This window comes from Pedococcus sp. P2_D7 (assembly GCF_056404295.1).
The window spans coordinates 160,031-175,033 of record NZ_JBFUEH010000008.1 but is presented as its reverse complement, the minus strand read 5'-3'; the positions used below and the strand labels follow the sequence as shown (position 1 = coordinate 175,033).

Annotated in this window: 12 protein-coding genes; all 12 read right to left on the bottom strand. The window is 71.7% G+C overall.

What is annotated here, in order from left to right; all coding sequences use genetic code 11:
* Positions 1 to 199 precede the first annotated feature (199 nt).
* Positions 200 to 967, bottom strand: coding sequence for a cell division protein FtsQ/DivIB (locus tag AC1DWJ_RS18525; RefSeq protein ID WP_477621622.1), 768 nt, complete (start codon positions 965 to 967; stop codon positions 200 to 202).
* Entirely contained in the window at positions 964 to 2,400 is a 1,437-nt protein-coding gene (gene murC, locus AC1DWJ_RS18520) for a UDP-N-acetylmuramate--L-alanine ligase (protein ID WP_477621621.1), read from the bottom strand. The genes AC1DWJ_RS18525 and murC overlap by 4 nt, the downstream gene beginning before the upstream one ends.
* Positions 2,397 to 3,512 (bottom strand): undecaprenyldiphospho-muramoylpentapeptide beta-N-acetylglucosaminyltransferase, encoded by a 1,116-nt coding sequence (murG, locus tag AC1DWJ_RS18515; RefSeq protein ID WP_477621620.1) that lies wholly within the window; start codon positions 3,510 to 3,512, stop codon positions 2,397 to 2,399. Before murG ends, murC begins: the two co-directional genes overlap by 4 nt.
* On the bottom strand, positions 3,512 to 4,792 hold the full coding sequence (gene ftsW, locus AC1DWJ_RS18510) for a putative lipid II flippase FtsW (protein WP_457253028.1): 1,281 nt from the start codon (positions 4,790 to 4,792) through the stop codon (positions 3,512 to 3,514). Before ftsW ends, murG begins: the two co-directional genes overlap by 1 nt.
* Before the next feature lie 2 nt (positions 4,793 to 4,794).
* Positions 4,795 to 6,279: a UDP-N-acetylmuramoyl-L-alanine--D-glutamate ligase gene (gene murD, locus AC1DWJ_RS18505; RefSeq protein ID WP_477621619.1), complete on the bottom strand. Its 1,485-nt coding sequence runs from the start codon at positions 6,277 to 6,279 to the stop codon at positions 4,795 to 4,797.
* The gene (gene mraY / locus AC1DWJ_RS18500; protein ID WP_457253032.1) at positions 6,276 to 7,358 is read right to left on the bottom strand and encodes a phospho-N-acetylmuramoyl-pentapeptide-transferase; all 1,083 of its coding nucleotides are present in this window, start codon (positions 7,356 to 7,358) and stop codon (positions 6,276 to 6,278) included. The genes murD and mraY overlap by 4 nt, the downstream gene beginning before the upstream one ends.
* Positions 7,355 to 8,854: a UDP-N-acetylmuramoyl-tripeptide--D-alanyl-D-alanine ligase gene (locus AC1DWJ_RS18495; protein ID WP_457253034.1), complete on the bottom strand. Its 1,500-nt coding sequence runs from the start codon at positions 8,852 to 8,854 to the stop codon at positions 7,355 to 7,357. Before AC1DWJ_RS18495 ends, mraY begins: the two co-directional genes overlap by 4 nt.
* Complete coding sequence (locus AC1DWJ_RS18490) at positions 8,851 to 10,434, bottom strand: UDP-N-acetylmuramoyl-L-alanyl-D-glutamate--2,6-diaminopimelate ligase (RefSeq protein WP_477621618.1); 1,584 nt, start codon at positions 10,432 to 10,434, stop codon at positions 8,851 to 8,853. Before AC1DWJ_RS18490 ends, AC1DWJ_RS18495 begins: the two co-directional genes overlap by 4 nt.
* Before the next feature lie 17 nt (positions 10,435 to 10,451).
* Positions 10,452 to 12,545, bottom strand: coding sequence for a peptidoglycan D,D-transpeptidase FtsI family protein (locus AC1DWJ_RS18485; protein WP_477621617.1), 2,094 nt, complete (start codon positions 12,543 to 12,545; stop codon positions 10,452 to 10,454).
* 58 nt (positions 12,546 to 12,603) lie between these two features.
* Complete coding sequence (ftsL, locus tag AC1DWJ_RS18480; RefSeq protein WP_457253040.1) at positions 12,604 to 13,263, bottom strand: cell division protein FtsL; 660 nt, start codon at positions 13,261 to 13,263, stop codon at positions 12,604 to 12,606.
* Positions 13,260 to 14,270 (bottom strand): 16S rRNA (cytosine(1402)-N(4))-methyltransferase RsmH, encoded by a 1,011-nt coding sequence (gene rsmH, locus AC1DWJ_RS18475; protein ID WP_457253042.1) that lies wholly within the window; start codon positions 14,268 to 14,270, stop codon positions 13,260 to 13,262. The genes ftsL and rsmH overlap by 4 nt, the downstream gene beginning before the upstream one ends.
* A gap of 214 nt (positions 14,271 to 14,484) precedes the next feature.
* Positions 14,485 to 14,916 (bottom strand): division/cell wall cluster transcriptional repressor MraZ, encoded by a 432-nt coding sequence (gene mraZ, locus AC1DWJ_RS18470; protein ID WP_457254153.1) that lies wholly within the window; start codon positions 14,914 to 14,916, stop codon positions 14,485 to 14,487.
* Between the last annotated feature and the right edge of the window lie 87 nt (positions 14,917 to 15,003).

Sequence of the window (15,003 nt, the reverse complement as noted above, 5' to 3'; positions counted from 1 at the left end):
CCATTCGACGCCGCCGACGCTATGCGCCGCATGGGGTGCAGGCAACAAGGTCGACCGCGTGTCGCAGCACGGATTCACCCGATTTCGCGGTTTCTTCCGACGCGGTCCGGACTGGTCGTCACACCCGTCACACCAGCCTCATTCGCACCATTCTGACACGCCGAGCCGGGCCTGGTTGACGCCCTCCCCCACTGGCCCCTCAGCGGGTCACGGGCGTGCTCGGAGCGCTGACGTCGATGAGCTTCGGGTTGCCCTTGAGCAACGCCGTCATGATGGCCAGCTTGCGCTCGGGCTCGTTCACCCCGCCCCAGACGATCGAGGTGCGCCCGATCTTCAGCGTGACCAGGTTCGCGCTGCTGACCGTCACGTTGCTGACCCGCTTCTGCGTCGTCGCGGGCAGCACCTTCACCACGCTGACGGCCGCCGCGAGGGCGTCGTGCGACAGGGCGGCCTGGGTCGCGGCATTCACCGTCGGCACCCCGGCCGGAGCCTTGGTGACGTGGGCGTACGCGACCCCCGTCTCATCCACAACCTGTAGTTGACCTTGAGGGTTCTTGACCACCAGGAAGGGCTGGCGGGGACTCGCGTGGATGACCAGCGTGCTGGGCCAGGAACGCTCGATCGACACATCGGCGACGGTGGCCCGCTCCGCCACCCGCGCCGCGACGGCGGCGCTGTCGACCCGTGCCAGGGGCTGGCCCACCGGCACCTTCGCCAGCGTGCGGATGGCGGCGACCTCCGACTCGGGGACCCCCACGACCTCGACGGTGCGCACCGACAGGACCGGGCTGAAACCGACCACCCACCCGAGCAGACCGATCACGACGACGGCCGCCGCGGCATACCCGAGGAGCCGGAGGGGACGCTGTCGCACTTCGTGGGCGCGACGCTGGAACCTGGCTCGGGACGACGCGAGCCCGGTGCGCGTGGCGGTCCGGTGACCCGAGGAGCGGGGGTGCTGGGTCATGCCTGGCCGAGGGCGCGCAGGATCTCGGGCCCGATCATCGTCACGTCCCCGGCACCCACGGTGAGGACGAGGTCGTCGGCGCGGACCAGCCCCGCCACGTGGCCGGCCACGGCCGACCAGGAGGAGACGACCGAGACGTCGGCGTCGGGACGGAGCTCGCGCAGGGCGTCCGCGACGAGCTGGGAGGAGACCCCGGGCATCGGGTCCTCCCGTGCGGCATAGACCTCCATCAGGACGACCACGTCGGCGGGCGCGAGGGCCGCGGCGAACTCCCGGGCGAAGTCACGGGTGCGTGAGTAGAGATGCGGCTGGAAGACCACGACGAGGCGGCCCTCACCCACGAGCTCGGCACCGGTGCTGACGACCGCGGCCACCTTGCCGGGGTTGTGCGCGTAGTCGTCGACCACGGAGACCCCGGCCGCCGAGCCCTTGGGCTCGAACCGGCGCCGCGTGCCGGTGAACCCGAACAGCCCGTCGAGGACGCGGGTGGGGTCCTGGCCGAGCCCATCGACGGCCACGGTGTAGGCGGCCGCCGCGTTGAGGAGGTTGTGTCGCCCCGGGATGTTGATCCGCAGGTTGCGGTCGACGCCGTCCTGGCCGGTGACCGTCACGCGGCCCATCAGGCCGCGGAACACCTCGCCCCGCAGGACGACGTCGGCCTCGGTCGACCAGCCGTAGGTGAGCACGCGGGTGCCTGCTGCCCGTGCGAGCCGGGCGAGCTCGCGGGAGCCCTCGTCGTCCTCGCAGGCGACCAAGAGGCCACCGGGCAGGATCGTGGCGGCGAAGGAGGCGTACGCCTCCCTGACCCGCTCGAAGCTCCCGTAGAAGTCGAGGTGGTCGGGCTGCACGTTGGTCACGACCGCGACCTCGGGTCGGTAGACGAGGAACGAGCCGTCGCTCTCGTCGGCCTCGGCGACGAAGACCTCGCCGGTCCCCCAGTGGGCGTTCGTGCCGTGCTTCGCGAGCTCCCCGCCCGCCGCGAACGACGGGTCGATGCCACAGTGCTGGAGCGCCACGGTGAGCATCGAGGTCGTCGTCGTCTTGCCGTTGGCGCCTGCGACGGCGACCCGGCGCGAGTCGGCCATCGTGCTGGCCAGCGCCTGCGAGCGGTGCAGCACCCGGAGACCCGCAGCGCGTGCGGCCACGAGCTCGATGTTGGACTCGCGGATCGCCGAGGAGATCACCACGGTGTCCTTGCCCTGCACGTATGCCGCGTCGTGGCCCACGTGGACGTCGGCCCCCTCGGCGGCCAGGGCGGCGAGCACCGGCGACTGCTTCGCGTCGGAGCCGCTCACCGAGCAGCCGCGGGCGAGCATCACGCGGGCCACGCCAGACATGCCGGCGCCACCGATGGCGATGAAGTGGATCGCCCCGAGCTCTTCCAGTGGAGGGATGGGCGCGGTGAAGTCGAAGCGGTCGTTGGCGCCGTTCATCGTTGCCCCGCAACGGATTCCGCGTAGGCAGCGAGGACCATGTCGGCGAGGAACTCGTCGGCGCCCCGCTCCCCCGTGGCGGCCGACGCCGCCGCCATGGCGTCGAGGCGGTCGCGGTCGGACACCAGCGGGACGAGGGTGCTGTCGATCCACGCCGGGGTCAGCGCCGCGTCCTCCACCAGCAGCCCACCACCTGCGGCCACGACGTCAGCAGCGTTGAACCGCTGCTCGCCGTTGCCGATCGGCAGCGGCACGTAGACCGCGGGGAGCCCGACCGCCGTGAGCTCGCAGACGGTGTTGGCACCGGCGCGCGCGACCACGAGGTCGGCGGCGGCATAGGCCAGGTCCATGCGGTCGGCGTAGGGCGCGACGACGTAGGGGGCTCCGGGACCGCCGGTGGCGACCTCGAACTCCTTGCCTGCGCCGGTCAGGTGCAGGACCTGCACCCCCGACGCCCGCAACGCGTCCACGCGGGCCTCGAAGGCCGTGTTGAGGCGCTGCGCCCCGAGCGAGCCACCGGTCACGAGGACGGTGGGCCACTGGGGGTCGAGCCCGAAGTGCGCGAGCCCCTCGGGGCGTGCCGCGACCCGGTCGAGCTGGGTGATCTCGCGGCGCAGCGGCATGCCGATGGCCGTGGCATGGGCGAGCTTGGTGCTCGCGAACGTGGTCGCGACGAACCGCGTCATCCGCGCCCCGAGGCGGTTGGCGAGCCCTGGGCGGGCGTTCTGCTCGTGCACCACCACTGGGACGTGCCGGCGCCGGGCCGCAAGGTAGGCGGGGGTGGAGACGTAGCCGCCGAAGCCGACGACGACCTGGGCCCCGGTGTCGGCGATGGCCTGCTCGGCCGCAGCGACGGCGGCGCGCAGGTTGCCCGGCAGGCGCAGCAGGTCTCCGGAGGGTCTGCGGGGCAGGGGCACCTTCGGCACGGTCAGCAACGGGTAGCCGCGCTCGGGGACCAGCCGCGCCTCGAGGCCCGACTCGGTGCCGAGCGCGGTGACGCGGATGTCCGGGTCGCGGCGGCGCAGGCAGTCGGCCAGGGCGAGCAGCGGGGAGACGTGACCAGCCGTCCCACCACCGGCCAGCAGGACCGACGAGGGAGAGTCAGCGGACATCAGCGACGTCCCCGACGCCCCGGCAGGACAGCAAGGGAGCGGCGGACCACGGAGGGCTTCGCCGACAGCGCCTCACGGCAGCCGGGCTCCTGGCGTGCGAAGGACAGCAGCATGCCGAGGGCGAACATCGTGGTCATGAGCGAGGACCCGCCGTAGGACACCAGCGGGAGCGGCACACCGATGACGGGGAGCAGGCCGATGACCGCGCCGATGTTGATGGTGGCCTGGCAGACGATCCAGGCCATCACCCCGGCGGTGGCGACCCGGACGAACGTGTCGTTGGAGCGCAACACGATGCGGTAGCAGACCAGCGCCAGGGCGCAGAACAGCCCGAGCAGCACGAGGGTGCCCGGCAGCCCCAGCTCCTCGCCGAGGATCGCGAAGATGAAGTCGTTGTGCGCCTCGGGCAGCCACTGCCACTTCTCGCGGCTGGCTCCGAGCCCGACACCCCACCAGCCGCCGTCGGCCAGCGCGTAGCGGCCGTGGAGGGTCTGGCGGTAGCCGCCGTAGGGGTTGGTGTCCTTGCCGAGCCAGACGTCGAACCGCTGCAGCCGGTTCGCGCTCGTCAGGACCATCGTCACCGCCAGCGCACCGAAGAGCGCCCCGCCGTAGACGAACATCCGGCGCGGCACCCCAGCCGCGAACAGCAGGGCCGCGACGATGCCACCCATCACCATGACGGTGCCGAGGTCGTGACCGAGCAGCACCAAGCCGATCGTGACGGCCGAGACCGGGAACAGGAACGGGACGACCACGTGGGCCATCCGGCCGAGCAGCTTGCGCTTGGCGGTCAGCACCGTGGCCCCCACCAGGACGAGCCCGACCTTGGCGAACTCCGACGGCTGGAGCGAGATCGGACCCACGGCGAGCCAGTTGCGGTTGCCGTTCACCGACACCCCGAGCGGCGTGAAGACGAGGAGCTGGAGGAAGAGGGCGCCCACGAGGATCGGCACCGAGAGCGCCTTCCACGCGCGCAGGGGCACCCGCGCGGCGACGATGATGGCGATCGCGCCCATCGCGGCGAACTGCAGCTGCTTGCGGAAGTAGACGTAGGGCGTCGCGTTGTCGGTCTGCACCAGGGACTTCACGGACGAGGCGGACAGCACCATGATCAGCCCGATGACCACGAGCACGATGGTGACGCTGAGCAGCACGTAGTAGCTCGTCACCGGGGAGTCGAGCCGCTGGAGCCAGCCGCCGACCCGGCCCGGCTCGTCCTGGGTCACCGAGGCGCGCGACCCGGTCCGCGCCCGCGGGGGTGCGGCGGTGGCACTGCTCACGGCTACTCCCCCGTGGACCCGGCGCGGCGGGCGACCGCCGCGGCAAAGGCGTCGCCCCGGGCACCGTAGTTGGGGAACATGTCCATCGAGGCCGCCGCGGGCGCGAGCAGCACGACGTCGCCGGGCTGGGCGAGCTCGGCTGCGCGCGCGACGACGGTCTCCATGACCCCAGTGTCCGTGCTCGGCACCTCGACGACCGGGACATCCGGCGCGTGTCGGGCCAACGCCTCGGCGAGCCTGGCGCGATCGGCCCCGATGAGGACCACGCCGCGCAGCTGCCCCACGGCGTCGCGCACGAGGTCCTCGACCTCGGCCCCCTTGAGCAGCCCGCCGGCGATCCAGACCACGTGCTCGAACGCGTGCAGCGACGCGGCCGCCGCGTGCGGGTTGGTGGCCTTGGAGTCGTCGACGTAACGGACCCCGTCGACCTCACCGCAGTCGGCGATGCGGTGGGGGTCGGGCGTGAACGCGCGCAACCCGTCGCGGACCGCCAACGGCGCGACGCCGTAGGACCGCGCCAGCGCCGCGGCCGCGAGGGCGTTGGCGAGGTTGTGGGGCGCCAGTGTCGCGGCGGCGCCACGGACGTCGTCGAGGGTGGCCAGCTCGGCCGCGGAGGTCTTGCGCTGCTCGACGAAGGCCCGGTCGGCGAGGATGTCGTCGACGACCCCCACCATCGACAGGGCCGGGGTGCCGAGGGTGAAGCCGATGGCACGGCACCCGTCCTGCACCTCGGCGTCCCTCACGAGCTGCTCGGTGACAGGGTCCTGCACGTTGTAGACGCAGGCGACCTTGGTGCGCGCGTAGACCTTGCCCTTGGCCCGCTGGTACTCCTCGAGCGACCCGTGCCAGTCGAGGTGGTCGGGGGCGACGTTGAGGCAGGCCGACGAGTAGGGGGCGATGGAGTCGGACCAGTGCAGCTGGAAGCTCGACAGCTCCACCGCGATGACGTGGTAGGGCTGGGGGTGGAGCACGGCCTCCAGGATCGGCGTGCCGACGTTGCCGGCCGCGGTGGCGCGCAGGCCGGCCGCCCGCAGCATCGAGGCGAGCATCTCGACCGTCGTCGTCTTGCCGTTGGTGCCGGTGATGGTCAGCCAGGGCGCGGGGCCCACCTCGGCACGCATCCGCCAGGCCAGCTCGACCTCGCCCCAGACGGGTATGCCGGCCTGCACGGCTGCGCGGAGCAGCGGCTGGTCGGGGCGCCACCCCGGTGAGGTGACGACGAGGTCGGGCACCTGGCCGGCCGGCATACCGGTCACGTGCTCGGGGCCCAGGCGCACGTCCACGCCGAGGATGTCGAGGATCCGGGCGCGCTCGCCGAGGGCGGTGTTGACCTCGGGGTCCCCACCGTCGACCCCGACCACGCGGGCTCCTCGTTCGTGCAGCGCATCGGCGGCGGCGAAGCCGCTCACGCCGAGACCGGCGACGACCACGTGGATGCCGCCCCAGTCGGCGCCGCCGTTGGTGAGCCCGTCGAGCCGCCCGGTCACGCTGCGCCCACCACCCACTCGGCGTAGAACAGGCCGAGTCCGAGCGCGACGAAGAGCCCCGCGATGATCCAGAACCTGATGACGATGGTGACCTCGTTCCACCCGAGCAGCTCGAAGTGGTGCTGCAACGGGGCCATCCGGAAGACCCGCTTGCCGGTCATCTTGAACGACCCGACCTGGATGATCACCGAGAGGGTGATCGTCACGAACAGCCCACCCAGGATGACGACGAGCAGCTCGGTGCGGGTGGTGATGGCCAGACCGGCCAGCCCCCCGCCGAGCGCGAGCGATCCGGTGTCTCCCATGAAGATCTTCGCCGGTGAGGCGTTCCACCACAGGAAGCCGAAGCAGGCACCCATGGCGGCGGCCGCCACCACCGCCAGGTCTCTCGAGTCGCGGACCTCGTAGCACTTCAGCCCCGGCGTCGTCTGGCAGTTCTGGTTGCCCTGCCAGATGCCGATGAGGACGTAGGCCGCGAACACCATCACCGAGGCGCCGGTCGCCAGCCCGTCGAGGCCGTCGGTGAGGTTCACGCCGTTGGACGTGCCCGCGATCATGATGTTGGCCCAGATGATGAAGAGGATCAGGCCCAGCAGCGTGCCGGCGAACGCCAGGTTGATGGGTGTGTCACGCACGAACGAGATGTGCGTGGACCCCGGCGTGCGGTTCTTGGTGTTGGGGAACTGCAGCACCAGCACCGCGAACACGACCGCCACGAGGGTCTGGCCGGCCAGCTTCTCGCGGGAGCGCAGCCCGAGGCTGCGCTGCTTGGTGATCTTGATGTAGTCGTCGAGGAAGCCGACCAGGCCCAGCCCGGCCATGAGGAACAACACGAGCACGCCGCTCCACGTCAGCGGCGTGCCGGTGATGACGTGCGCGAGCCCGTATGCCGCGAGGCTGGAGCCGATGATGACCGCGCCACCCATGGTGGGCGTGCCGCGCTTGGTGTGGTGCGACGTGGGGCCGTCGTCGCGGATGAACTGGCCGTACCCGCGGCGGACGAGGAACTTGATGAACATCGGGGTGCCGAACAGCGCGCCCACGAGGGAGATGACGGCAGCGAGCAGCACCGCCTTCACGTCGTGCCCTCCTCGCTGTTGTCCGCGCTGTTCCCGGCGCTGGTGTCCGTGCGGCTCGCTGCGCCGGTGGTGTCCGCGCCGTCGCTCGCCAGTCTGTCTCCGAGCCACCGTAGTCCGGCATCGCGGCTGGACTTGAACAACACGACGTCACCGGGACGAAGTTCTTGGGCGAGCAGGGCGTAGGCGGCCTCCGCGTCGGGCACCCAGACCGCCTCGTCGCCCCACGACCCTTCGTGCTGGGCGCCCGAGGCCATCGGTCGGGCGGTGTCTCCCACCACGACGAGCCTGGCGATGTTGAGCCGCACGGCGAGCCGGCCGATCGCGTCGTGCTCGGCCGTGGAGTCGTCACCCAGCTCGAGCATCGACCCGAGCACGGCCCAGGTCCGGCGGGCCGGAGCGGTGTCAGCGCCGCCGCGTCCGCCGCCCATCGCCACCAGCGCCTTGAGGGCGGCGCGCATCGAGTCGGGGTTGGCGTTGTAGGCGTCGTTGACGACCGTCACGCCGTCGGCGCGCTCGGTGACCTCCATCCGCCAGCGGGAGACCGGCGTCGCCGTGGCCAGGGCGGAGACGATGTCAGGCAGCTCCAGGCCGCACTCGAGGGCGGCAGCGACGACGGCCAGCGCGTTGCCGACGTGGTGCTCGCCGTGCAGCGGCAAGGTCACCTCCGCACTGGCATCCCGGGTCGTCACCCGGAAGGTCGGCCGACCCGACTCGTCGAGCGTGGTGTCCGTGGCCCGCACGTCGGCCTCTGCTCCTGACCCCACCAGCTGCACGCGGGCGACGGTCGTGGAAGCCATGGCTCGGACCGCCGGGTCGTCGACGTTGAGCACCGCGAGGCCGGTGGCCGGGAGGGCTTGCACGAGCTCCGCCTTGGCCACTGCGATCGCCTCGCGCGACCCGAACTCCCCCACGTGGGCTGTGCCGACGTTGAGCTCGATTCCTATGCGGGGCGGGGCGATTCGCGTGAGGTAGGCGATGTGGCCCACGCCCCGGGCACCCATCTCCACGACGAGGAACCGAGTCTGCGGCTCGACCCGGAAGACGGTCAGCGGCACGCCCACCTCGGAGTTGAGCGACCCGACCGGGGCGACGGTCGGCGCGGCGCTGGACAGCACGCTGGCGAGCAGGTCCTTGGTGGAGGTCTTGCCGGACGAGCCGGTGATGCCGATGACGGTGAGGTCGGGGTGACGGTCCACGACGGCGCGCGCGAGGGACGCCAGCCCGTCCTGGATGTCGTCGACGACCACGCACGGCAGCTCGTCGACGGGACGGGTGGTCATCGCCGCCACGGCGCCCAGCCCAGCGGCCGAGGCGACGAACTGGTGACCGTCCAGCTGCTCACCGATGCGGGCGATGTAGAGACCACCGGGCCCGGCCTCGCGGGAGTCGGTGACGACGGGTCCGTCGACGACCAGGGAGGCGGCGGCCCGGTCGTCGAGGCCGTGCAGGCGTCCACCGGTGACCTCGGCGATCTGCGCCAGGGACATCGGGATCATCGCTCTCCCCCGTCTGAGTCGTGCGGGTCCTCGCCCAGGAGGGACTCGAGGGCGCGTCGGGCCTCGTCCCGGTCGTCGAAGGGATGCACCGTGCCGGCGATCTCCTGACCGGTCTCGTGGCCCTTGCCGACGATGGCGACGACGCTGCCCAGGCCGGCCTCGTGGGCGGCGCGGACGGCCTGCGCGATGGCGCTCGCCCGTCCCTCGACGTCCCGCAGCGTGGCGGACCTGCCGGCGGCGCGGGCGCCGTCGAGGACCGCAGCGCGGATCGCCTCGGGCGCCTCGGACCTCGGGTTGTCGTCGGTGACCACGACGAGGTCGGCCCCCTCGGCGGCAGCGCGTCCCATCGCGGCCCGCTTGCCGCGGTCGCGGTCTCCCCCGGCGCCCAGCACGACGACCAGTCGTCCGCTCGTCGCGGGCCGCAACGCCTTGAGCGCCGCGGCGACCGCGTCGGGGGTGTGGGCGTAGTCGACGACGACGAGCGGCAGGTCGGCCGCGGCGCCCTGTGCGGTCGTGGGACCGCCCAGCCGTCCGACGACGACTCGCTCCATCCGGCCGGGCACGTGGGGGTCGACGAGGAGTGCCCGCTGGGCGTCGTCGGCGGGGATCCCTGCGGAGAGCAGGGCCAGCGCGGCCATCGCGGTATTGACGCGGTTGAAGTCACCGGGCAGCGCCGAGCGCAGGTGCAGCGTGGTCGACCCGTCGGACAGCGTGAAGGTGGCCGGGTCCTCCTCCCCCGCCACGAGGCGCCAGTCGGCGTCGACGTCGGCCAGCGAGGTCAGCGTGGTCACGGGCACCGTGGAGATGGTGGCCAGCTCCCGGCCCCACTCGTCGTCGACGCAGACGATGCCGGTGCGCGACCGCTGGGGGGTGAACAGGTCGGCCTTGGCCAGGAAGTAGTCGCGCATCGTCGGGTGGAAGTCGAGGTGGTCCTGGGACAGGTTGGTGAACAGCGCGACGTCGTAGACGACCCCGTCCACGCGGTGCTGGCTCAGGGCGTGGCTCGAGACCTCCATCACGCAGGAGTCGATGCCGCGCTCGGTCATCACGGCGAGCAGGGCGTGCAGGACGGTGGCCTCCGGGGTCGTCCGGACGCTCTTGATCCGCTCGTCGCCGATGCGGGTCTCCACGGTGCCGATGAGGCCGGTCGTGTGACCCAGCGCGAGGAGCGCCGAGTTGACGAGGTAGGCCGTGGTGGTCTTGCCGTTCGTCCCGGTCACGCCGTACATCCGCAGCGGGAGGTCCACCGTCCCGTAGACCAGCGAGGCCACCTGGCCCACGTGGCTGCGGGGGTCCTCGACCACGACCAGCGGCAGGTCGATGCCGTCGGCGTCCAGGGCTTCGGCACCAGCCGCGTCGGTGAGCACGGCGACGGCGCCGGCGTCCCGTGCCCCCGCGGCATACCTCGCGCCGTGGGTGTTGGCCCCGGGAAGGGCCGCGTAGAGGTCTCCCTCGACCACGTCCTGCGACGAGAGGGTCACGCCTGTGACCTCGCGGTCGGGACCCGCCAGCTCACCACCGACCAGGGAGGCCACCGCAGCGAGGGTGGCGTGCGGGGACGACGGACGGGGTGATGACACGGACAGCGAGCCTACCGTCAGCGGGAGGCGCCGGATGCCCCCGACCTCCGGTCGCGGAGCACCGTGGTGTCACTCGCGGGCGGAGTCTTGTCGACGCGGATCTTCGCCACCGGGGAGGTGGTGCCCGTCGGCGGGATCTGGAGCTCCTGGAGCGCGTAGGTCATCACGTCGTGGAAGACCGGCCCGGCGACCACGCCGCCGAAGTAACCCTTGATCGGTCGCTGCAGCGTGACCGCGACGACGATCTCGGGGTCGTCCGCGGGGGCGAACCCGATGAAGCTGGCGGTCTTGCCCGAGTAGCCACCGACCCGCGCGTCGTAACGGTCGGCGGTGCCCGTCTTGCCGGCCACGCGGTAGCCGGGGATCTTGGCCTCGGGCGCGGTGCCCTCCTTGCCGACGACGCCCTCGAGCATGTCGCGCACCTGCTTGGCCGTCTCGGGCGAGACCACCTTCACGGGGGCCGGCTTCTCCGTCGGGGTGAAGCCGCCCTTGCCGTCGCCGGTGGCGGCCACGATCCGCGGCGGGATCCGGACGCCGTCGTTGGCGATGGTCTGGAAGACCCCGGCGGCCTGCAGGGCGTTGACCGACAGGCCCTGACCGAAGAGCACCGTGTAGCGCTGGGAGCCGTTCCAGTCCTTGACGTTGGTCAGCAGACCGGGACCCTCACCGGGGAAGCCCATCCCGGAGGTCTGGCCGAGGCCGAACTTCTTGAAGTAGTCGTACATCGTCGACGCCTTGACCTTCTCGCCAGCCAGGATGGTGCCGATGTTGCTGGACTGCGCGAGGACCCCGGCGAAGGTGAGGTACTCGGTCGGGTGGTCGTGGCTGTCCTTGAACTCCGTGGCGGCGCGGCGGATGCGGTTGGGCACCTCGACCACGGTGGACGGCGTGACCACGCCCTGCTCGATCGCGGCGGCGGCCGTCATTACCTTGCCCGTCGAACCCGGCTCGTAGACGTCGTTGAAGGCCTTGTTGGTCCAGTTCGCACTGGACTGCCCGGGCTGGTTGGGGTCGAAGGTCGGGTAGGACGCGACGGCGAGCAGCTCGCCGGTCTTGACGTTCTCGACGACCACCGTCCCGGAGAGGGCCTGGGTCTCGATCACCTTCTGCGCCACGGCGTTCTGGGCGAACCACTGCAGGTCGGAGTCGATGGTCAGCTGCACCTCGCGACCGGGGACGGGGTTGATCGTCTCCTGGCGGGCGTTGGGGATCGGCCGGCCGTCCTGCGACTGCTCGAAGATGGTCTTGCCCGACGTGCCCTTGAGGGTCTTGTCCATCAGGACCTCGAGCCCGCCACCGGCCGAGCCGTCCGACTGGACGAAGCCGACGAGGGCCGATGCGGCGGTGGAGGTCGGGTAGACGCGGTCGGACGTCGCCTCGGAGTAGATCCCGTTGATGCCGAGCTGGGAGATCTTGCGCCAGTTGAGGGGCGTGACGTTCTTCTGCAGGATGCGGTACTTCGCCTTGCCGTCCAGCTCCTTGGTCAGGCTGGCCACGGGGATGCCGAGCAGCGGTGACAGGTCGGCTGCGGCACCGGCCACGCCCACCGTCGTGAGCTTGCCGTTGACGGTCTTCTTGTAGAAGGGCACCGCAGTCTGGTCGACGGTCACGGTGCGCCGCTCGATGCTCGAGGCGAGGATCGTGCCGTTGCGGTCGGTGATCGAGCCACGCAGCGCAGGCAGGGGGATCGTCGCGGTACGCGACGACTGGGCATCCTTGGAGACCGCCGAGGCGTCGAAGCCCTGCAGGCGCAGCAGCTGCGCGCCGAAGATGCTGAAGATGAACAGGACGGCGACCGTCATGGTGCGCATCCGGCGACGCGGGCTGGACCCGTCGAGGCCGACCTTGCGCCGACCCGGCGGGCGCGGCGGCGAGGCCGGTCGCTGGGCCGCGCGCGCGGGCTTGGTGGCCGTGGCCTTGGGCGGTTTGCTCGACCCGCTGGTCTTGGTGGCCTTGCTCGGCTTCGCCTTGCCGGGGCCGGGCTGCCTGCGCGCGGCCGTGGCGCGGGGGTCGCCGGCCTTGGGGTGCGGTGCGCCGGTGCGGGCACCACGAGGACCCGGGGACGCAGTGGGGCGCGGGGCTCCGGGGCGGCTGCCTCGGGTCTGCGTCACTGGGTACCTCGCGTCCTTGTCCTGGGTGCCGTGGCTGGGGGGTGGTCGAGCAGTGGGGTCAGTGCGCGGCAGTCGGCGTGGGGCCCGGCTTCTTCGCCTTGGTGGTCGTGGTGCTCGTCGTGGTGTTGGTCTTCGCGTTGACACTCGTGACCGTGGTCTGGACCGAGCCGTCGGGCTTGGTCACCACCACCGTCGTCGTCGTCACATCCCCCTTCTTCGTGACGCGGGTCGACGGCTCGCTGGGCTTGGTCGTCCCGGCCCGCAACGCCTTGGCCGACACCACCGCAGGAGCCGTCACCACGGTAAAGCCGCTCTCCTTCTTCGCCGGCTTCGCCACGCCGAGGACCTTGCCGTCCGACAGCCGCAGGAACGCAGCGGAGTCGGCCGGGACCATGCCCAGCCGGGTCGCCCGCGTCGCGAGGTTCGCGGGGCTGCGCTGGGCGTCGATCGCCTGGGTCAGGGCGTCCTGGGTGTCGGCGAGCTCGCCGGAGGTCGACTGCAGGTTGTGGAGGGTGAACGACCCCTCGGCCATGGCGGTGTTGAGCATGAGCAGGCCGAACAGCCCCGCGCACAGCAGGGTCATGCAGAACGCGGCGAAGACGCCGTTGCCCGGGTGCCCCACGGCAGCCGGGACGACCCGCAGCGGTTGCGGAGGGGCGACCCTCCGGGCGGGGGCCCGAGATGCGACCCTCGCCGTCGCAGTCTGCTGCTGGCTCATCGGTGCGTTCCCTTCGTGGTGCTGGGGTTGGTATGGGTGGCAGGAGTGCTTCGGGTGCGCTCGGCGGCGCGCAGGCGCACCGAGGCGGATCGGGGGTTGCTGGCCTGCTCCTCGGCGCTCGCCTCTTCGGCGCCCCGGGTCAGCAGCCGCAGGTATGCCGCGTGCTCGGGCAGCTCGACCGGGAGCCCTTGGGGGCTGCTGCCCTTGGCGCCGGCGGTGAGGACGCGCTTGGTGATGCGGTCCTCGAGCGAGTGGTACGACAGGACCGCGATGCGTCCACCGACGGCCAGCGAGTCGATCGCGCGCGGCAGGGCCGCTGCCCAGACCGACAGCTCCGCGTTGACCTCGATGCGCAGGGCCTGGAAGGTGCGCTTGCCCGGGTGTCCCCCGCTCTTCTGCGACGCCGCGGGGACCACCTTCTTGAGCAGGTCGACGAGTCGCCCAGAGGTGGTGAAGGGCTCGGCCTCGCGCTCGCGGACGATGGCCGCGACGATCTTGCGGGCGAACCGCTCCTCGCCGAAGTCGCGCAGCACGGTCTCGAGGTCGCTGGCGTCGTAGGTGTTGAGCACCTCGGCGGCGGTGAGCCCGGCCGACTGGTCCATCCGCATGTCCAGCGGTGCGTCCTGGCTGTACGAGAAGCCACGGTCGGTCTCGTCGAGCTGGAGCGAGGACACCCCCAGGTCGTAGAGCGCGGCGTCGAGGTGGTCCACCCCCGCCTCGGCGAGGGCGCGCGGCACGTCGTCGTAGACGGCGTGGACGAAGGTGACGCGACCGGCATACGGCTCGAGCCGCTCGGCCGCGAGCGCCAGGGCCTCCTGGTCGCGGTCGATGCCCACGACGTGCGCGGCGGGGCAGCGCTCGAGGATGGCCTCGGCGTGGCCTCCCATGCCGAGGGTCCCGTCGAGGTAGACGGCGCCGGGCGCCTCGAGGGCCGGGGCCAGCAGCTCGACGATGCGGTCGCGAAGAACGGGAACGTGCCGGTCGGCGGCCATTCCTCGTGCGTTCATCGACATCTCCTGCTGGACGGTGCTGGTGCGGTGTGGCTTCGGTGCGGTGCTGCTGGGTGCGGTGCTGGCTGGTGTGGCTTCGGTGCGGTGTGGCTGCGGTGCTGCTGGGGTGGCCCTGCGGTCAGGTCTCCATCCGCTCCAAGGGATGCGGCCCGGGACGGGGGAAGTCGTCCCGGGAAGCGAAGCGGCTGGAGACCTGGCTCCAGGGGCACGGTCAGAGGAGTCCGGGGATGACCTCCTCGGACTGGTCGGAGAAGCCCTGCTCGGTGGACTCGAGGTAGGCGTTCCACGCCGTGGTGTCCCAGACCTCGACGCGTGAGCCGGCACCGATGACGGTGCACTCGCGGGTGAGGCCGGCGTAGGCGCGCAGGGTGGCAGGGATGGTGACGCGGCCCTGCTTGTCCGGCACCTCGTCGGAGGCGCCCGAGAGGAAGACACGGGTGAAGTCGCGAACGGCCTTGCTCGTGGTCGGGGCCGCCTGCATCTGCTGGGTGACCTTGAGGAACTCGTCCATCGGGAAGACGTAGAGGCAGCGCTCCTGGCCCCGGGTCACGACCAGCCCGTCGGACATCCGGTCGCGGAACTTGGCGGGCAGGAAGAGCCGGCCCTTGTCGTCGAGTCGGGGGCTGTGCGTCCCGAGAAACATCACGCCCACCTCCCCTGCCGACCCGGTCGAGGACCCCACGGTCCTCTCGTTTCCCCCACTTTACTCCACCGTCACCCGCCAAGGCAG

Coding starts and splice junctions, on each gene's coding strand:
- AC1DWJ_RS18525 (WP_477621622.1), bottom strand. CDS start 967: ATGACCCAGCACCCCCGCTCCTCGGGTCACCGGACCGCCACGCGCACC.
- murC (WP_477621621.1), bottom strand. CDS start 2,400: ATGAACGGCGCCAACGACCGCTTCGACTTCACCGCGCCCATCCCTCCA.
- murG (WP_477621620.1), bottom strand. CDS start 3,512: ATGTCCGCTGACTCTCCCTCGTCGGTCCTGCTGGCCGGTGGTGGGACG.
- AC1DWJ_RS18495 (WP_457253034.1), bottom strand. CDS start 8,854: ATGATCCCGATGTCCCTGGCGCAGATCGCCGAGGTCACCGGTGGACGC.
- ftsL (WP_457253040.1), bottom strand. CDS start 13,263: ATGAGCCAGCAGCAGACTGCGACGGCGAGGGTCGCATCTCGGGCCCCC.
- rsmH (WP_457253042.1), bottom strand. CDS start 14,270: ATGAACGCACGAGGAATGGCCGCCGACCGGCACGTTCCCGTTCTTCGC.
- mraZ (WP_457254153.1), bottom strand. CDS start 14,916: ATGTTTCTCGGGACGCACAGCCCCCGACTCGACGACAAGGGCCGGCTC.